The sequence below is a fragment of the Rhodopseudomonas parapalustris genome (assembly GCF_053772255.1).
This window is the reverse complement of the sequence record NZ_JAMKBZ010000004.1, coordinates 142938-160204: the sequence shown is the minus strand read 5'-3', so window position 1 is coordinate 160204 and position 17267 is coordinate 142938. Positions and strand designations below refer to the sequence as shown.

The following is a 17267-nucleotide window of genomic DNA, read 5'->3' as shown; positions in this document are numbered from 1 at the left end:
CATGCCCAAGCTGATGCACAGCGAATTGACGATGTCGGGCCCCGAACAATCGCTGTTGGCCGGAGCGCTGCTCGGCGCCGGCCTGCCGACGGAGGCGCATCGGCATCTCGAACTGGCGGGCCGCGACTATCAGAGCGAGGCGATCGCCGAACAGCATTTGCGGGAGGCTCATCTCCTGGCGCCCGACCATGCGGCTGTCCTGATCGGGTTGTATCGCTTCTATTTCTACAAGGGCCGGCTCGGTGAGGCACTGGAGGTGGCGCAGGCCTGCCTGCACAAGGCCGCGCGCGACAACGGCCTCGCTTCCGACTGGCGCAAGGTGCGGCGCGGCGACGCCGAGTTCTCCAGCTATTCGGCGGTGCTGCCGCGGTTCTATCTGTTCACGCTGAAGGCCTACGCCTATTTGCGGATGCGGCTCGGCGATCTCGACGAGGGCCATGCCGCGACCCAGAAGCTGCTGCAGCTCGATCCCACCGACAAGGTTGGTGCTGCCGTGCTGCTCGATGTGTGGCGGCGGATAGGGCAGGACGATGACGACTGACATTGACGAAGCCCGCGATTGGCAGGGCAACGAGGTCGATTGCGCGTCGTGCCCGCATCACGAGCTGCTGTCGGCCGGGCTGTGCGAATTGAAGAAGGCGTGTGTCCAGGATCGCTATGCGCGCCGGCTGGAGCGATTTTTCCAGCAGAACCGTGCACTCGCCGATTCTTATCTCGACCATCCGTATTTCGAGACACGCGCGGTGGCCGCCGGCTACGCCACGGTGTTCCTGCTGCCGAGGCTGCTGCAGGATCCCGACGAGACGGTGCGCTGGAGCGCGGCGCGGCGGCTGCCGAAGCGTTATCTGCTCGGCTTGCGCAGTGACCCGCATCGCGAGGTGCGGATCCGCGTCGCCTCGGTGCTCAGCGACGACGAGCTGCGCCCGATGGCGAGCGACGAAGACTATTACGTTCGTCAGATCGTGGCGCGGCGGGCTTCGCCCGGCTTGCTGCCGCTCTTGGTGCTCGATCCCGATCCCGGCGTGCGCCGCGAAGTGGCGCGGCGGATCGGCCCCGAATGGCTGGCGCAGATCGCGATGGATAAGGACGGCGAGGTGAGGCTCGAAGCGGCCAGGCGGATGACGCCGGGGCGGCTGCTGGCGATGCTCGGCGATGCCGATTGGCGGGTTCGCTACGAAGTCGCCAGCCGGGTCGACGCCTACGAGCTGGCGCCGCTGCTCGACGATCCCGATCCACTGGTGCGCGAACTTACGCGCAGCCGCAGCGGCTTCACCGAACCTGCCCAGCTCAAACCCGCAACGGAGCCCTCGCCATGAACATTGCGCGTGACAGCGACATCGTCGAGCTCGACGGCCCGCCGGAATTCGAATACGGCCAGAAAGTCCGGTCGCGGCTCAACATTCGCAACGACGGTACCTTTCCCGGCAGGGAAATCGGCGAGGTGCTGGTGAAGAAGGGCGACGAGGGTTACGTCGTCTCGATCGGCACCTTCCTGCAGCAGTTCTACATCTACGGCGTCGACTTCGTGGCGCAGGGCCGCATCGTCGGCATGAAGCGCCGTGAGTTGGTCGCGGTCGAAGCCTTTCAGACAGAAGCGCAGGAGGCGATGTGATGACGCCGGAACCGCGATACCAATGGGGCCAGCGCGTCCGCGCCGAGATCGACCTGTTCAACGACGGCAGCTTTCCGGATCAGCCGGAGGAGGCGTTGCTGGTCAAGAGCGGCGATGCCGGCGAGATCGTCCGCGTCGGCCTGCACACCGAAACCAACCGGCCGGTCTATCTGGTCGAATTCGCCGAACACCGGGTGATCGGCTGCCTCGAAGACGAAATCTCCGCACTCTGACCCGTCGCCGCGGCGGCCAAGCAAAGGACCACCCTCGATGAAAGTGATGATCCGCAAGACGGCCGCCGGACACTCGGCCTACGTCGCCAAGAAAGATCTCGAAGAGCCGATCGTCGAGATGGAGAACCCGGAGCTGTGGGGCGGCAAAGTCACCCTCGCCAATGGCTGGCAGCTCGAATTGCCGGTGATGGCTGCGGACACGCCGCTGCCGATCACTGTCGAAGCCCGCAAGCTCTGATCGTGGCGCTGTCGCCCGACGATATCGCCCGGCTCGACGCGCTGCTCGGAGGCGACGCAGCCGAGACCGGTGCGCTGAAGACGGTGCGGCAGGAGCTTCCCGGTCTGTCGCTGACGCAATGTGATGCGTCCGACATTTATGCGGAGCAGCCGTTCCGCGACTATCCGCGATTCAGCGTCTATCTGGTCGACGGATCGAATCACTGCTGGACCATCACCACCGATGCGGCGCGCGCCACCGGTCTGGTGGTCGTGCATCACAAGGTTGCAAGAGCGATCTGACAGGGGAACATCGATTATGCCGGCACGAGCACTCGACGACATCGCCGCAGGCTTGGTGCGCGGACGGATCATTCCTTATCTGGGAGAGGCTTCGGTCGCGCTCGGCGAAACCAGCAGCGTACCGACCACGCCAGCCGAATTGGTGGCGCGGCTGACCGCGAAGACCACGGTGCCGCACAAGGCCCGCAACAACCTCACCGCTGCCGCGCAGTACATCGAGAACTTCAAACATCGCAAGACGCTGACCACGATGATGGCCGAGGCGTTCCGGTCATCGCCGCAGCCGAACGAGCTGCATCGGATGCTCGCCGCGTTGCCCGAGCTGCCGCTGCTGGTCCATGCCTGGTACGACGACCTGCCGCAGAAGGCGTTCGCCGGTCGCCAGAACTGGGGGATGGCGCAGGGCGTCAGCCAGAGCGAGCATCACGGCCATTGGGTGAATTACTATCGCCCCGACGGCAGCGAAATCGCCGGGCCGGCGCCCGGCATCGTCGCCGAGGGTGACATGCCGCTGTATGCACCGGTTCCCGATGAAGCGCTGGATTGGGCGACCCTGCTGTATCAGCCGATCGGCTCGGTCTCGCCCGCCGCGAACTTCCTGGTGTCGGACAGTGACTTTGTCGAAGTCTTCACCGAGATCGACATCCAGACGCCGATCCCGCTCACGGTGCAGGAGCTGCGCAAGGATCGCAACTTCCTGTTCCTCGGCTGCCGGTTCGACACTCAGCTCGACCGCGTGTTCGCACGTCAGATCATGAAGCGGTCGTCGGACCGGCATTGGGCAGTGCTGCCGGACACGCCAACTCGCAACGAGCAGCGTTTCCTCGACGAACAGGCCATTACTCGGATCGATTGGCCGCTGGACAAGTTCGTCGCCGAACTGGCCGTTGCGCTACAGGGCCAGCCGCTGACGGCGTAGTCGTTTCCTCGTCTCTCCCACACTCAAAGATCATCATGGCCGGGCTCGTCCCGCCTGCGCGGCCGAAGCCGCCTCGGGGCGGCGAAGGCCCGGCCATCCACGTTCTTGCTCCAGGCCCTGCCGCAGTCGTGGGTGCCCGGCACAGGGCCGGGCATGACGATGCGTGCGCTTGCTATTCTTGTCATGGCATGAAGCCCAACGCAGCAGTCCCATGCACCGGGCTTGGATTGCTTCGCGTCGTTCGCAATGCCGCGCTGAAGGTTATCGCGAGTTGCGACAGAGTCTCGCTTAGCTCGTTGGCCGGTATCAGTTTGTTTTGTTTCTAACAGCGGTCCCGCTCGATGTCGTCCGCTGACCGGCGATGTCGGATTCTAAACATCTACGTACATTCTCCCCGGACATTCTACATCTCCGCGAAATCACACGACTTTTCGTCTCCGTCGAGTCTTGGCACGGTCGTTGCAAAACAGGGATCAGCAAGGCGAGGGATGGTTGGCCGAGCAGTCATTGCGAAGGGCAACGTCCGCATCTGAGCCGTGCGACGGTTCTGAACGAAATGAGGCTGCGCTTCGGCGCAAATCGATCAAGCGGCATTAGGTCAACGGAGAGAAAACATGGCACTTCGGCAAATCGCATTCTACGGCAAGGGCGGCATCGGCAAGTCCACCACCTCGCAGAACACCCTCGCGGCGCTGGTCGAGATGGGTCAGAAGATCCTGATCGTCGGCTGCGACCCCAAGGCGGACTCCACCCGTCTGATCCTCAACACCAAGATGCAGGACACGGTGCTGAGCCTCGCCGCGGAAGCGGGTTCAGTGGAAGACCTCGAACTCGAAGACGTGATGAAGGTCGGCTACAAGGGCATCAAGTGCACCGAAGCCGGTGGTCCCGAGCCGGGCGTCGGTTGCGCCGGCCGCGGCGTCATCACCGCGATCAACTTCCTCGAAGAGAACGGTGCCTATGAGGACGTCGACTACGTCTCCTATGACGTGCTCGGCGACGTGGTGTGCGGCGGCTTCGCGATGCCGATCCGCGAGAACAAGGCCCAGGAAATCTACATCGTCATGTCCGGCGAGATGATGGCGCTGTATGCCGCCAACAACATCGCCAAGGGTATTCTGAAGTACGCCTCGTCGGGCGGCGTCCGCCTCGGCGGCCTGGTCTGCAACGAGCGCCAGACCGACCGCGAGCTCGATCTCGCCGAAGCGCTGGCCAAGCGGTTGAACTCGCAGCTGATCCACTTCGTGCCGCGCGACAATATCGTGCAACACGCCGAGCTGCGCCGCCAGACCGTGATCCAGTACGCGCCCGACAGCCAGCAGGCCAAGGAGTATCGGACGCTCGCCGAGAAGGTCCACGCCAACGGTGGCAAGGGCACCATCCCGACCCCGATCACCATGGAAGAGCTCGAACAGATGCTGCTCGACTTCGGCATCATGAAGACCGACGAGCAGGCACTCGCCGAACTGCAGGCCAAGGAAGCCGCTAAGGCGGCCGCCGCGTCCGCCTGATCCCATCAGCCAGGCCGGTCGCCTAGCGCGACCGGCCGCCATCCCGGCGGCCCCAGATACGAGGAACAACGATGAGCACCGCAGTCGCAGAATCCCCCGCGGACATCAAGGAACGTAACAAGAAGCTGATCGGCGAAGTCCTGGAGGCCTATCCGGACAAGTCGGCCAAGCGTCGCGCCAAGCACCTCAATACGTACGACGCCGAAAAGGCGGAGTGCTCGGTCAAGTCCAACATCAAGTCGATCCCGGGCGTGATGACGATCCGCGGTTGCGCCTACGCCGGCTCGAAGGGCGTGGTGTGGGGCCCGATCAAGGACATGGTCCACATCAGCCACGGCCCGGTCGGCTGCGGCCAGTATTCGTGGGGCTCGCGCCGTAACTATTACAAGGGCACCACCGGCGTCGATACGTTCGGCACGATGCAGTTCACCTCCGACTTCCAGGAGAAGGACATCGTTTTCGGCGGTGACAAGAAGCTCGGCAAGATCATCGACGAGATCCAGGAGCTGTTCCCGCTCAGCAAGGGCATCTCGGTTCAGTCGGAGTGCCCAATCGGTCTGATCGGCGACGACATCGAGGCGGTCTCCAAGGCCAAGTCGAAGCAGTACGACGGCAAGCCGATCATCCCGGTGCGCTGCGAAGGCTTCCGCGGCGTGTCGCAGTCACTCGGCCACCACATCGCCAACGACGTGATCCGCGACTGGGTGTTCGACAAGGCCGGCGAGAAGAACGCGGCGTTCGAATCGACGCCCTACGACGTCGCGATCATTGGCGACTACAATATCGGCGGCGACGCCTGGGCCTCGCGCATCCTGCTCGAAGAGATGGGCCTCCGAGTCATCGCGCAGTGGTCTGGTGACGGCACCATCGCCGAGCTGGAGAACACCCCGAAGGCGAAGCTGAACATCCTGCATTGCTACCGCTCGATGAACTACATCACGCGGCACATGGAAGAGAAGTTCGGGATTCCGTGGGTGGAATACAACTTCTTCGGCCCGACCAAGATCGAGGCGTCCTTGCGCGAGATCGCGTCGAAGTTCGACGACAAGATCAAGGAGGGTGCCGAGCGCGCCATCGCCAAGTACAAGCCGCAGATGGAAGCGGTGATCGCCAAGTATCGTCCGCGCCTCGAAGGCAAGAAGGTGATGCTGTATGTCGGCGGTCTGCGTCCGCGTCACGTTATCGGCGCTTACGAAGATCTCGGTATGGAAGTGGTCGGAACCGGCTACGAATTCGCCCACAACGACGACTATCAGCGCACCACCCATTACGTGAAGGACGGCACGCTGATCTACGACGACGTCACCGGTTACGAATTCGAGAAGTTCGTCGAGAAGGTGCGGCCCGACCTGGTCGGCTCCGGCGTCAAGGAAAAGTACATCTTCCAGAAGATGGGCGTTCCGTTCCGCCAGATGCACTCGTGGGACTATTCCGGCCCGTATCACGGCTATGACGGGTTCGGCATCTTCGCCCGCGACATGGACATCGCGATTAATGCCCCGGTCTGGAAGCTGACCAAGGCACCCTGGAGCTGAAACTTCACATCCGGGCTTCCGGCGCATGCCGCCGGAAGCGCCGCGTCAACAAATTCTTGGGAAAGACACCATCATGACCGAGACCGCAGAGAAGATCCGCGATCACTTCGAACTCTTCCGTGAGCCCCAATACGAAGAGTTGATGGAGAACAAGCGGAAGAATTTCGAGAACTACGTTGGCGATGCCGAGGTCGCGCGTGTCGCGGATTGGACCAAGACCAAGGAATATCAGGACAAGAACTTCGCCCGCGAAGCGCTCGTCATCAACCCGGCCAAGGCGTGCCAGCCGCTCGGCGCGGTGTTCGCTGCGGTCGGGTTCGAGAAGACGCTGCCGTTCGTGCACGGTTCGCAGGGCTGCGTCGCCTATTATCGCAGCCACTTCACGCGCCACTTCAAGGAGCCGACCTCGTGCGTCTCCTCGTCGATGACCGAAGATGCGGCGGTGTTCGGCGGTCTCAACAACATGATCGACGGCCTGGCCAACGCTTATGCGCTGTACAAGCCGAAGATGATCGCGGTCTCGACCACCTGCATGGCCGAGGTCATCGGTGACGACCTCAATGCGTTCATCAAGAATGCCAAGGAAAAGGGCTCGGTCCCGCAGGAATTCGACGTCACCTACGCCCACACCCCGGCGTTCGTCGGCAGCCACATCACCGGCTACGACAACACCATGAAGGGCATCGTCGAGCACTTCTGGGACGGCAAGTCCGGCACCGCGGAGAAGCTCGAGCGCAAGCCGAACGAATCGATCAACTTCTTCGGTGGGTTCGACGGTTACACCGTCGGCAACCTGCGCGAAATCAAGCGGATCTTCGAGCTGATGGGTGTCGACTACACCATCTTCGGCGACAACAGCGACGTCTGGGACACCCCGGCCGACGGCGAATTCCGGATGTACGACGGCGGCACCACGCTGGAGCAGGCCGCCAACGCCATCCACGCCAAGGCGACGATCTCGATGCAGGAATTCTGCACCGAAAAGACCCTTGCGACGATCGCCGATCACGGCCAGGAAGTCGTTGCGCTCAATCACCCGGTCGGCATCGCGGGCACCGACCGCTTCCTGCAGGCGGTGTCGCGAATCACCGGCAAGGCGATCCCGGAAGCGCTGACCAAGGAGCGTGGCCGACTGGTCGACGCCATCGGCGACTCCTCGGCGCACATCCATGGCAAGAAGTTCGCGATCTACGGCGATCCGGACATGTGCTATGGGCTCGCGGAGTTCATCCTCGAACTCGGCGGCGAACCGGTCCACATCCTGGCGACCAACGGCAACAAGACCTGGGAAGCCAAGGTTCAGGCGCTGCTCGACTCGTCGCCGTTCGGCGCCGGCTGCAAGGTCTACGCCGGCAAGGATTTGTGGCACCTGCGCTCGCTGCTGTTCACCCAGCCGGTCGACTTCATGATCGGCAACACCTACGGCAAGTATCTCGAGCGCGATACCGGCACTCCGCTGATCCGCCTCGGCTTCCCGGTGTTCGATCGCCACCACCACCATCGTTCGCCGGTGTGGGGCTATCAGGGGTCGATGAACGTCCTGGTCAAGATCCTCGACAAGATCTTCGACGAAATGGACAAGTCGACCAACGTCTCCGGCAAGACCGACATCAGTTTCGACATCATCCGCTGATGCCGAGACTTCGGACCACCTGACTGTCAGGAGAGCCGCATGACCAGACTCGCAGACAAGATCCAAGACGTCTTCAACGAGCCTGGTTGTGCGGCCAATCAGGCCAAGTCCGACAAACAACGCAAGAAGGGCTGCAGCAAGCCGCTGCAGCCGGGAGGCGCAGCAGGCGGCTGCGCCTTCGACGGCGCCAAGATCGCGCTGCAGCCGATCGTCGACGTCGCCCACCTGGTGCACGGTCCGATCGCCTGCGAAGGCTCGTCCTGGGACAATCGCGGTACCAAGTCGTCCGGCTCGAAGCTGTACCGCACCGGCTTCACCACCGACATGGGCGAGAACGATGTGATCTTCGGCGGCGAGAAGCGGCTGTTCCGATCGATCAAGGAAATTATCGAGAAGTACGATCCGCCGGCGGTGTTCGTCTATCAGACCTGCGTGCCGGCGATGATGGGCGACGACATCGTCGCCGTGTGCAAGGTCGCGGCCGAGAAATTCGGTAAGCCGTGCATCCCGATCATTTCGCCCGGTTTTGTGGGCCCGAAGAACCTCGGCAACAAGCTCGCCGGCGAGGCGATGCTCGATTACGTGATCGGCACGCAGGAGCCGGAATTCACGACCCCCTACGACATCAACATCATTGGTGAGTACAACGTCGCGGGCGAGCTGTGGCAGGTCAAGCCACTGCTCGACGAGCTCGGCATCCGCATCCTGTCGTGCCTGTCGGGCGACGCGCGCTACCACGAAGTCGCGCAGTCGCATCGCGCCCGCGCCGCCATGATGGTGTGCTCGACCGCGATGATCAATGTGGCGCGCAAGATGGAAGAGCGCTACGGCATCCCGTATTTCGAAGGCTCGTTCTACGGCATCAGTGACACCTCCGAATCGTTGCGCCAGATCGCCCGGCTGCTGATCGCCCGCGGCGCGCCCGACGAGCTGATGGCCCGTACCGAGGCTCTGATCGCACGCGAAGAGGCCAAAGCCTGGGCGGCGATCAAGGCTTACACCCCGCGGCTTGAAGGAAAGAAGGTGCTGCTGATCACCGGCGGCGTGAAGTCGTGGTCGGTGGTGGCGGCGCTGCAGGAGGCCGGGCTGACCATCGTCGGCACCAGCGTCAAGAAGTCGACCAAGGAAGACAAGGCGCGGCTCAAAGAGATGAGCCCTGACGTCCACCAAATCGACGATCTGCGCCCGCGCGAAATGTACAAGATGCTGAAAGAGGCGCAGGCCGACATCATGCTGTCGGGCGGTCGTTCGCAATTCGTCGCGCTGAAGGCGCGGATGCCCTGGATGGATATCAACCAGGAGCGCACCTACGCATATTGCGGCTATGTCGGCATCGTCGAGATGGTCCGACAGATCGACAAGTCGCTGTCCAATCCGATCTGGGCCCAGGTGCGCAGCGCGCCGCCGTGGGACGAAGTGACCTGGGAACAGCGCGCCGACGCCGCGAATGCCGCCGACGATCGCCAGCGCGCGATCTTCGGGCGCTCGGCGCGGGTGGCGTAAGGAGGCTGCGATGGCACAGATCGTCACCTCGACCAAATCCTGCACCGTCAATCCGCTGCGGATGAGTCAACCGCTCGGCTCGGCGCTCGCCTTCATGGGGCTGCGTAACTGCATGCCGTTGCTGCACGGCTCGCAAGGGTGCACCTCATTCGGCTTGGTGCTGTTCGTGCGGCACTTCCGCGAACAGATTCCGCTTCAGACCACCGCGATGAGCGAGGTCGCCACCGTGCTCGGCGGTCTCGAAAACGTCGAACAGGCAATCGTCAACATCGTCGGCCGCACCAAGCCCGATGTGATCGGGATCTGCACCACCGGCGTCACCGAGATCAAAGGCGACGACCTCGACGGCTACATCAAGATGGTGCGGGCCAATCATCCGGAACTGGCGAACGTCGCGCTGGTGCCGGTATCGACGCCGGATTTCAAAGGCGCGTTCGAAGACGGTTTCGCCGCCACGGTGACGCGGATCGTCGAGACCTTGGTCGAGCCGCCGGCGGAAGGCAGCGCGCCGGATGTCGCGAAGCTCAATGTGCTGGCCGGCAGCCATCTGACGCCGGGTGACATCGACGAGCTGCGCGACATCATCGAGGCGTTCGGTCTGGTGCCGACATTCCTGCCGGATATCTCCGGCTCGCTCGATGGCCATATGCCGGACGACTTCACCCCGACGACGCATGGTGGTGTTTCGGTGGCGGAAGTCGCGGCGATGGGCAGCGCCGCGCATACCCTCGCAATCGGCGCTCAGATGCGCAAAGCCGCTCTGGCGCTCGAAGCCAAGGCCGGCGTGCCGTTCACGTTGCTGTCGCGGGTCACTGGGCTCGCCGCCGCCGATGAGCTGATGGCGACGCTGGCCAAGATCAGCGGTCGTCCGGTCCCGCCGAAATATCGTCGCCAGCGCAGCCAGCTCGTCGATGCCATGCTCGATGGCCACTTCTACTTCGGCGGCAAGAGCGTCGCGATCGGTGCCGAGCCCGACATGCTGCTGAATATCGGCGGCTGGCTCGCCGACCTGGGCTGCACCGTCAGCGCCGCAGTCACCACCACCACCTCGCCGATCCTGGCGCAGGTGCCGAGCGACGAGGTGCTGATCGGCGACCTCGAAGATCTCGAACGCCGCGCCGAAGATTGCGATCTCTTGGTGACGCATTCGCACGGCCGCCAAGCCGCGGAGCGCTTGGGTGTGCCGTTGTTCCGAATGGGCCTGCCGATGTTCGACCGGCTCGGCGCCGCGCATCAGGTTGCCGTCGGCTACCGTGGCACCCGCGATCTGATCTTCGCAATCGGCAACCTGTTCATTGCCAACATCAAGGAGCCGGACGTGAACAGCTGGCGGAGTGCCTCTGTTCGTCCGGACGAGACCCATGCGCCGGCTACGGCTCATTAGCAACGACGGCAGTCGAGCGGAGCACAGCGCCGATGCACAACTCAGGAGAACCGGCATGAAAGTCGCTTTCGCCACCCAGGATCTTGCGCGCGTCGATGCGCATTTCGGCTGGGCCCGGAACATCGCGATCTACGAAGTCACCGCCGACGATTATCGCTTCGTCGAAGCGGTGCAGTTCGCCGAGGAAAAGGAAGACGGCAACGAGGACAAGCTGGTCGCCAAGATCGACGCGATCCGCGACTGCGCCATCATGTACTGCACGGCGATCGGTGGCTCCGGCGCGGCGCGCGTCGTCGCCGCCCAGGTCCATCCGCTGAAGCTGGCGCAGCCGGAGCTGATCACCGACCTGATCACCAAGCTGCAGGGCGTGCTGCGCGGCGTGCCGCCGCCGTGGCTGCGCAAGGCGCTGATGAAGGGTGAAGAGCGCACGTTCGATTTTGCCGACGAGGCCTGACATGACCGACGCAACCACTGCTCCCGACGCCGCGCTCGACTCGCTGTTCGTCAAGGAACTGGTCAAGCAGCTCCGTGCTCAGGACACCCATGGTGTCTGGGAGGGCAAGTCCGATCTGAAGTTGCTGGAGCCGTTCATCGTCGACAAGGCCAAGCGCCGCGAGATCCCGATCATGGGCGATCCGGATCCGGAGACGCTGTGGCGGCTGGAGCTGTTCTACAATGCGGTCGCCCTGTCGATCGAACGCGAGACCAGGATCATGGTCTCGCCGATGATGAAGATGCACCACGAAGGCTTCGGCCGTCTGATCCTCAGCGCCGGGCGGCTGATCGTCATCAACAAGCACATGCGCGACGTTCATCGCTTCGGCTTCGACAGCCTCGGCAAGCTGGCCGAGGAGGGCGACAAGCTGGTCGCAGCCGGCGTGCAGATGATCCTGAAATATCCCGACGTCGCCAACCTCTGACGTGAGAGCGAGACCCGCATGTCCGACATCGACACGCTGAAGGCCGAGATCAAGAAGCTGTCCGCTCGCGCGACGACGATGAAGATGAACCTGCACGACCTGTCGGAAGAGCTGCCGATCAACTGGCAGACCATCATGACGGTGGCGCAGGAAACCCAGGATGCCTACGCGGCCCTTGAAGCCGCGCGGAAGGCTTTGAAGGAGCTGGAAGCTAAGGCCGCCTGATCGCGGCCGGACGCCTCAGCCCGAACTGCGCGACCTCATGGCCGCGCGAGGAGCGACGACATGGCGATCTTTTCCACCCGCGACGGCCAGCCGTGGGAACCGACTTATCTCACCGCGATCGACGACAAGAAGTGCATCGGCTGCGGTCGTTGTCACAAGGTCTGCTCGCGCGATGTGATGCATCTGATGGGCGTCAACGAGGACGGCGAGCTGGTGTCCTGTTCGCTCGACGACGATGACGACGATGAGGAATTCGTCCGCAAGGTGATGGTGCTCGACGCGGCCGGCAATTGCATCGGCTGCTCGGCCTGCGTTCGGGTCTGCCCGAAGGCGTGTCAGACCCACGTCAAGGCCAGCGAACTCGGACTCTGACCAGGGAGCTAAGGTCATGCTCGGCGCTGCGGGAATTCAGGCGGGAAGCGCGACAGCGGCGACGCTGCCGCTGCGCGTGACGGCGTCGAGCTTTGCTTCCTCGCCGGCAGTCGTGTATCGGGCGCTGACCGGATCCACGCCAGCCGATGCGCAGATCGACGACGACCGCGCGTTCGATCGTCATGTTCTGGCCTCGATCCTGTCGGTCGCACTCACAGAGTCCGGCTCGATCACCGAGTCCAGCGGTTTGACGGCTGACGATTTTGCGGCGCTGATCGTCGGCTGGTTTCCACACGTCTCGGTCCTGCTGTCGGTGCTGGCGGTCGGCGAGCACGAGGAGGACGAAGAAGCCGCGATGGTCCGCGACCTGCTGCTCAAGCATCGTTCTACCGGCGGCGACGTCGGGCGCTGGCTTGCCGCGATGGTGGCGCGCCGGGCGATGCAGCCGGCGCATTTGTGGGAGGATCTCGGCCTGCGCAATCGCGCCGAGCTGAGCCGGCTCTTGATGCGGCATTTCGAGCCGCTGGCCCGCGACAACACCCGCAACATGCGCTGGAAGCGATTCTTCTACCGCAAGCTCTGCGAAGACGACGGTATGGTGATGTGCAGCACCCCGGTCTGCTCGCAATGCGGAGACTTCGCCGAGTGCTTCGGTGAGGAAAGCGGCGAAAGCCGGATGGCGATCCGCCGCCGCGACGTCGATCTGCGGGCGGCGGGCGTAGCTTAAGTCAGATTCAGGAAGCATCGCCATATGCACAGCGGGCTCCTTCTCCCCGCGCGCGGGAAGAAGGAGGATGAAGGGGCATCACCACACGGCCGAATGCTAATAGTGACGTTGGTAGTCCGGCGAGCACAGCTCGCATGCTCAGGCTCGTGGAAGCGCCCCTCACCCGGGCCGGCTTTGCCGGGCCGACATCTCCCCGCACGCGGCGAGAGGTTAGTGCTGCGCAGCGGGGAATCTCGATTCTAACCTGCGAGTGATTGTCGGAAACCGTCGGCTTCGCGACGATGTCGGACCTCCGACATTGTCGCCTGCTCATAATTTCGCACGAAATCAGTAGTTTGCCGCTGCGCCCGCGCTGGCACAGTGGTTGCACTTGTTCATGTCGGACCCAACACACGGAGGCCGATCATGATCATTCTCACCGAACAAGCCGGGAGCGCTGTGAAGGCAGCCATGTCGCGCGCGGGCAAGCTCGACGCCGGGCTTCGCGTCATGGTCGAGGCCGGTGGCTGCGCCGGCTACAAGTACCTGATCGGGCTCGACGCCGAACCGCGGGTCGACGACGCCGTGGTCGAAGCCAGCGGCGTGAAGGTGTTCATCGATCCGGATTCGCAGCCGCTTCTGTCCGGCATGACGATCGACTTCGTCGAGAGCCTCGAGGGCTCGGGCTTCACCTTCGACAACCCCAATGCCGGCACCAAATGCGGCTGCGGCAAGTCGTTCGGTTAGGGCGCAATTCGACCCACGGAGGCGCGTCATGCTCGGTTTCGGCAAATTCGACCACCACTTCTCCACCTCCGCCAATGCCGGCCCGCTGCCGCAGGCCAATGCGGTTGGGCGGTTCGGCAGCATCGGCTGGGGCGATGCCGTCAAGCTGATGCTGAAGGTCGAGCCCGAAGACGGGCGGATCGCCGAGGCCCGGTTTCAGGCGTTCGGCTGTAGCTCGGCAATTGCCGCCTCGGCGGCGGTCACCGATATGATCACCGGCAAGACGATCGACGAAGCCAGCGGCATCGGTGCCGCGGCGATCGCCGATTACCTCGGCGGTCTGCCGCGCGAACGGATGTACTGCGCGGTGATGAACTTCGAAGCCTTGCAGCAGGCGATCGGATCGTATCGCGGCAAGGCAGCGGTGGCCGAGGCGGATGCGCCGCCGGCCTGCAAGTGCCTCGGCGTCGGCCAGATGATGATCGAGCGCACCATCCGCTTCAACCGGCTGACCAGCCTCGACGACGTCACCGCCTATACCAAGGCCGCCGGCAGTTGCAGCACCTGCTTCAAGCAGATCGAATCCTTGCTGGCCCGGGTCAACGCCGAGATGGTCGAGGACGGACTGATCCCGGCTGACGACGCCTACCGGATCGGCTCGGCGACGTCGCGCGCCACAGAGCTGAAGCCGCACGGCGCGCCGCCGCCGGCCGCCAATATCTTCGCCGCCAAGGCTACGCCTGCGCATCTCCGCCCCGTCGCGAAGGCCGCGCCGCCGCGTCCGGCGACGCCGCCGACCGGTGGCGTGGTCGATGCGCCGCCGCAGGAGGCGCTGATCGCGGAAGCGATCGAGGAGTTGCGCCCGCATCTGCAGCGCGACGGCGGCGATTGTGAATTCGTCAGCCTCGACGGCAACATCGTCTATGTCCGGCTGAACGGCAATTGCGTCGGATGCCAGCTCTCGTCGGTGACGTTGTCCGGCGTCCAGGCCAGGCTCGCCGAGAAGTTCGGCCGGCCGCTCCGCGTGGTGCCAGTGTCATGAACGAGCCGGCAGACATCGTCTATCTCGACGCCAACGCAACGACGCGGACCGATCCGCGGGTCGTCGAGGCGATGCTGCCGTATTTCTCGCTGTATTACGGCAACCCGTCTTCGAAATACGCGCTCGGCGGTCACGCCGCGCTCGCCGTCAAGCGCGCCCGGGAGCGGGTGCAGGCGCTGGTCGGTGCCGCGCAGCCGCACGAACTGATCTTCACCTCGGGCGGCACCGAGAGCAACAACGCCGCGATCCTGTCTGCGCTCGAAGCGGCGCCGCGCCGGCGCGAAGTGATCATCTCGGCGGTGGAACATCCGGCGGTGCTGTCGCTGTGCGCCTGGCTGGAAAAGAACAAGGGCATTCGCGTCCACCTGATCCCGGTCGACCGTCAGGGCCGGCTCGATATTCTGGCCTATCGCGAAGCGATGTCCGACCGTGTCGCAATCGCGTCGATCATGTGGGCCAACAATGAGACCGGCGTGATCCAGCCGGTGGCCGATCTCGCCGAGCTTGCCAAGGAAGTCGGCGCGCTGTTTCACACCGACGCGGTGCAGGCCGTCGGCAAGTGCCCGATCGATCTGCAGTCGACTATGATCGACATGCTGTCGCTGTCGGGCCACAAGCTGCATGGTCCCAAGGGCATCGGCGCGCTGTACGTTCGAAACGGCATCCGCTTCAAGCCGCAGATCAAGGGCGGTCAGCAGGAGCGCGGCCGTCGGGCCGGCACCGAGAACGTGCCAGGCATCGTCGGCCTCGGCATCGCGGCCGAACTCGCCGCCGCCGCAATGGCTGACGAGGACATTCGGGTGCGCGGTCTTCGCGACCGGCTGGAGCGCGAGATTCTGGCGCGGGTCGATCACTGCGTCGCCGTCGGCGCTCGCGCCGAGCGGCTACCGAATACGTCGAACATCGCGTTCTCCTTCATCGACAGCGAGGCGATCATCACGCTGCTCGACCGCGCCGGCGTTGCGGCGTCGATGGGCTCGGCTTGCGCGACCGGGTCGTTCGAACCGTCACACGTCCTGATGGCGATGAAGGTCGCCGAAGACGCGATCCGCGGCGGCGTCCGGTTCTCGCTGTCGCGCGACAACAGCGAGGCCGACATCGATCGTGCGCTCGAAGTGATTCCCCCCGTGATCGCCAAGTTGCGGGCGATCTCTCCGTTCGGAACCGACGAGGGGGCGCCGCAAGTTGTCGCGCGTTCGTCAGGCGGTGCGCAAGGAACAAGTCATGTCTGAGATCAAGTCTGAGACCGTTCGACCGGATCAATCTCGCGGCAGCTTTCAGATCGCGCCGATCGTGCTCAACGACACCACTTTGCGCGATGGCGAGCAGGCACCGGGGGTGGCTTTCTCCACCGCCGAGAAAGTGGCGATTGCTCGCGCGCTGGCCTGGGCCGGAGTGCCGGAGATCGAAGCCGGGACCCCGGCGATGGGCGCCGACGAGATTGCCGCGATCCGTGCCATTGTCGAGGCCGGGCTGCCGCTGACCACCATCGCCTGGTGCCGGATGCGCACCGAGGACGTCGATGCCGCACTCGAAGCCGGGGTTTCGATGGTCAACGTTTCGGTGCCGGTGTCCGACGTGCAAATCGCCGCCAAGCTCGGCGGGCAGCGCTCGAACGCGATCGAAACCGTCAAGCGGGTGGTCGGTTATGCCCGCGACCGCGGCCTTGATGTCGCCGTAGGTGGCGAGGATTCGTCGCGCGCCGATCCGGAATTTCTCGCCGAAGTGATCGCGATCGCAAAGGCGTCCGGCGCACGCCGGTTTCGGATCGCGGATACCTTGAGCGTGCTCGACCCGTTCTCCAGCCACGCGCTGCTGTCCGGCTTGCGCGCCTCGACCGACCTCGAGCTCGAATTCCACGGCCACGACGACCTCGGCCTCGCCACCGCCAATACGCTGGCGGCGCTCCGGGCCGGCGCTACTCATGCCTCGGTCACGGTGATCGGCCTCGGCGAGCGCGCCGGCAACGCGCCGCTCGAAGAAGTCGCGGTGGCGCTGAAGCAACTCTATGGCCGCGACACCGGGATCGTGCTGTCGGAGCTCGGCAACGTCGCCGATCTGGTCGCCACTGCGGCGGCCCGCACCATTCCGCTCAACAAGGCGATCGTCGGCGAACACGTCTTCACCCATGAATCGGGCATTCACGTCGACGGCCTGCTGAAGGACCAGCGCACCTACCAGTCGCTCGATCCGAACCTGTTCGGCCGCTCCAACCGCATCGTCATCGGCAAGCATTCCGGACTGTCGGCGATCACCTCGTCGCTCGCCAAGCTGGATCTGCCGGCAACGGCCGACGAAGCGCAGGGAATCCTCGCCAAGGTTCGCCGCTATGCGGTCACCCACAAGGGCCCGGTCGGCAACGAGACGCTGATCGCGATCTGGCGCGAAGTCCGCGAGCGGACGCTCGCCACCTGCGCCTGAGCGGCG

General features: G+C 64.2%; 21 protein-coding genes. All 21 read left to right on the top strand.

All coding sequences use genetic code 11. The annotated features are described in order from the left end of the window. Position 1 precedes the first annotated feature (1 nt). The 21 genes from M9H71_RS05640 (at position 2) to nifV (ending at position 17261) form a co-directional block, all read left to right on the top strand. Positions 2-541 (top strand): tetratricopeptide repeat protein, encoded by a 540-nt coding sequence (locus tag M9H71_RS05640; protein ID WP_164603228.1) that lies wholly within the window; start codon positions 2-4, stop codon positions 539-541. After that, entirely contained in the window at positions 531-1316 is a 786-nt protein-coding gene (locus tag M9H71_RS05635) for a 4Fe4S-binding leucine-rich repeat protein (RefSeq protein WP_455404092.1), read from the top strand. Before M9H71_RS05640 ends, M9H71_RS05635 begins: the two co-directional genes overlap by 11 nt. Further along, a complete protein-coding gene (locus M9H71_RS05630) occupies positions 1313-1612 on the top strand; it encodes a nitrogen fixation protein NifZ (protein WP_164603232.1) in 300 nt (99 codons plus the stop codon). The genes M9H71_RS05635 and M9H71_RS05630 overlap by 4 nt, the downstream gene beginning before the upstream one ends. Next, positions 1612-1845, top strand: a complete 234-nt coding sequence (locus tag M9H71_RS05625) for a nitrogen fixation protein NifZ (RefSeq protein WP_455404091.1) — start codon at positions 1612-1614, stop codon at positions 1843-1845. Before M9H71_RS05630 ends, M9H71_RS05625 begins: the two co-directional genes overlap by 1 nt. Before the next feature lie 37 nt (positions 1846-1882). Further along, complete coding sequence (nifT, locus tag M9H71_RS05620) at positions 1883-2083, top strand: putative nitrogen fixation protein NifT (protein WP_455404090.1); 201 nt, start codon at positions 1883-1885, stop codon at positions 2081-2083. Between the two features lie 2 nt (positions 2084-2085). Then, positions 2086-2364, top strand: coding sequence for a hypothetical protein (locus M9H71_RS05615; RefSeq protein ID WP_455404089.1), 279 nt, complete (start codon positions 2086-2088; stop codon positions 2362-2364). Between the two features lie 16 nt (positions 2365-2380). Next, the gene (locus M9H71_RS05610; protein ID WP_455404088.1) at positions 2381-3283 is read left to right on the top strand and encodes an SIR2 family protein; all 903 of its coding nucleotides are present in this window, start codon (positions 2381-2383) and stop codon (positions 3281-3283) included. A gap of 614 nt (positions 3284-3897) precedes the next feature. Then, positions 3898-4794, top strand: coding sequence for a nitrogenase iron protein (gene nifH, locus M9H71_RS05605; protein WP_011160152.1), 897 nt, complete (start codon positions 3898-3900; stop codon positions 4792-4794). 71 nt (positions 4795-4865) lie between these two features. Beyond that, complete coding sequence (gene nifD / locus M9H71_RS05600) at positions 4866-6329, top strand: nitrogenase molybdenum-iron protein alpha chain (RefSeq protein ID WP_455404087.1); 1464 nt, start codon at positions 4866-4868, stop codon at positions 6327-6329. Positions 6330-6402: 73 nt separating this feature from the next. Beyond that, positions 6403-7962 (top strand): nitrogenase molybdenum-iron protein subunit beta, encoded by a 1560-nt coding sequence (gene nifK, locus M9H71_RS05595; RefSeq protein WP_455404086.1) that lies wholly within the window; start codon positions 6403-6405, stop codon positions 7960-7962. 39 nt (positions 7963-8001) lie between these two features. Continuing rightward, complete coding sequence (gene nifE, locus M9H71_RS05590) at positions 8002-9465, top strand: nitrogenase iron-molybdenum cofactor biosynthesis protein NifE (protein WP_455404085.1); 1464 nt, start codon at positions 8002-8004, stop codon at positions 9463-9465. A 10-nt stretch (positions 9466-9475) separates the two neighbouring features. Continuing rightward, positions 9476-10849: a nitrogenase iron-molybdenum cofactor biosynthesis protein NifN gene (gene nifN / locus M9H71_RS05585; RefSeq protein ID WP_455404084.1), complete on the top strand. Its 1374-nt coding sequence runs from the start codon at positions 9476-9478 to the stop codon at positions 10847-10849. Between the two features lie 55 nt (positions 10850-10904). Further along, on the top strand, positions 10905-11303 hold the full coding sequence (gene nifX / locus M9H71_RS05580) for a nitrogen fixation protein NifX (RefSeq protein WP_013504431.1): 399 nt from the start codon (positions 10905-10907) through the stop codon (positions 11301-11303). A gap of 1 nt (position 11304) precedes the next feature. Next, a complete protein-coding gene (locus M9H71_RS05575) occupies positions 11305-11769 on the top strand; it encodes a NifX-associated nitrogen fixation protein (RefSeq protein WP_164603251.1) in 465 nt (154 codons plus the stop codon). 18 nt (positions 11770-11787) lie between these two features. Then, positions 11788-11994, top strand: coding sequence for a CCE_0567 family metalloprotein (locus tag M9H71_RS05570; protein ID WP_107357091.1), 207 nt, complete (start codon positions 11788-11790; stop codon positions 11992-11994). A gap of 60 nt (positions 11995-12054) precedes the next feature. After that, entirely contained in the window at positions 12055-12366 is a 312-nt protein-coding gene (gene fdxB, locus M9H71_RS05565) for a ferredoxin III, nif-specific (protein ID WP_110786517.1), read from the top strand. A 16-nt stretch (positions 12367-12382) separates the two neighbouring features. Continuing rightward, positions 12383-13093: a nitrogen fixation protein NifQ gene (locus M9H71_RS05560; protein ID WP_455404083.1), complete on the top strand. Its 711-nt coding sequence runs from the start codon at positions 12383-12385 to the stop codon at positions 13091-13093. 405 nt (positions 13094-13498) lie between these two features. After that, positions 13499-13819 (top strand): HesB/IscA family protein, encoded by a 321-nt coding sequence (locus tag M9H71_RS05555; protein ID WP_455404082.1) that lies wholly within the window; start codon positions 13499-13501, stop codon positions 13817-13819. Positions 13820-13847: 28 nt separating this feature from the next. Continuing rightward, the gene (gene nifU / locus M9H71_RS05550) at positions 13848-14840 is read left to right on the top strand and encodes a Fe-S cluster assembly protein NifU (protein ID WP_455404081.1); all 993 of its coding nucleotides are present in this window, start codon (positions 13848-13850) and stop codon (positions 14838-14840) included. Next, positions 14837-16072, top strand: coding sequence for a cysteine desulfurase NifS (gene nifS / locus M9H71_RS05545; RefSeq protein WP_455404080.1), 1236 nt, complete (start codon positions 14837-14839; stop codon positions 16070-16072). The genes nifU and nifS overlap by 4 nt, the downstream gene beginning before the upstream one ends. Further along, positions 16065-17261, top strand: coding sequence for a homocitrate synthase (gene nifV / locus M9H71_RS05540; protein ID WP_455404079.1), 1197 nt, complete (start codon positions 16065-16067; stop codon positions 17259-17261). The genes nifS and nifV overlap by 8 nt, the downstream gene beginning before the upstream one ends. The last annotated feature ends 6 nt before the right edge of the window (positions 17262-17267 follow it).

Coding starts and splice junctions, on each gene's coding strand:
- nifN (WP_455404084.1), top strand. CDS start 9,476: ATGGCACAGATCGTCACCTCGACCAAATCCTGCACCGTCAATCCGCTG.
- nifT (WP_455404090.1), top strand. CDS start 1,883: ATGAAAGTGATGATCCGCAAGACGGCCGCCGGACACTCGGCCTACGTC.
- nifK (WP_455404086.1), top strand. CDS start 6,403: ATGACCGAGACCGCAGAGAAGATCCGCGATCACTTCGAACTCTTCCGT.
- M9H71_RS05610 (WP_455404088.1), top strand. CDS start 2,381: ATGCCGGCACGAGCACTCGACGACATCGCCGCAGGCTTGGTGCGCGGA.
- fdxB (WP_110786517.1), top strand. CDS start 12,055: ATGGCGATCTTTTCCACCCGCGACGGCCAGCCGTGGGAACCGACTTAT.
- M9H71_RS05555 (WP_455404082.1), top strand. CDS start 13,499: ATGATCATTCTCACCGAACAAGCCGGGAGCGCTGTGAAGGCAGCCATG.
- M9H71_RS05635 (WP_455404092.1), top strand. CDS start 531: ATGACGACTGACATTGACGAAGCCCGCGATTGGCAGGGCAACGAGGTC.
- nifV (WP_455404079.1), top strand. CDS start 16,065: ATGTCTGAGATCAAGTCTGAGACCGTTCGACCGGATCAATCTCGCGGC.
- nifH (WP_011160152.1), top strand. CDS start 3,898: ATGGCACTTCGGCAAATCGCATTCTACGGCAAGGGCGGCATCGGCAAG.
- M9H71_RS05625 (WP_455404091.1), top strand. CDS start 1,612: ATGACGCCGGAACCGCGATACCAATGGGGCCAGCGCGTCCGCGCCGAG.
- nifS (WP_455404080.1), top strand. CDS start 14,837: ATGAACGAGCCGGCAGACATCGTCTATCTCGACGCCAACGCAACGACG.
- nifU (WP_455404081.1), top strand. CDS start 13,848: ATGCTCGGTTTCGGCAAATTCGACCACCACTTCTCCACCTCCGCCAAT.
- nifE (WP_455404085.1), top strand. CDS start 8,002: ATGACCAGACTCGCAGACAAGATCCAAGACGTCTTCAACGAGCCTGGT.
- nifX (WP_013504431.1), top strand. CDS start 10,905: ATGAAAGTCGCTTTCGCCACCCAGGATCTTGCGCGCGTCGATGCGCAT.
- nifD (WP_455404087.1), top strand. CDS start 4,866: ATGAGCACCGCAGTCGCAGAATCCCCCGCGGACATCAAGGAACGTAAC.
- M9H71_RS05630 (WP_164603232.1), top strand. CDS start 1,313: ATGAACATTGCGCGTGACAGCGACATCGTCGAGCTCGACGGCCCGCCG.
- M9H71_RS05560 (WP_455404083.1), top strand. CDS start 12,383: ATGCTCGGCGCTGCGGGAATTCAGGCGGGAAGCGCGACAGCGGCGACG.
- M9H71_RS05575 (WP_164603251.1), top strand. CDS start 11,305: ATGACCGACGCAACCACTGCTCCCGACGCCGCGCTCGACTCGCTGTTC.
- M9H71_RS05570 (WP_107357091.1), top strand. CDS start 11,788: ATGTCCGACATCGACACGCTGAAGGCCGAGATCAAGAAGCTGTCCGCT.
- M9H71_RS05640 (WP_164603228.1), top strand. CDS start 2: ATGCCCAAGCTGATGCACAGCGAATTGACGATGTCGGGCCCCGAACAA.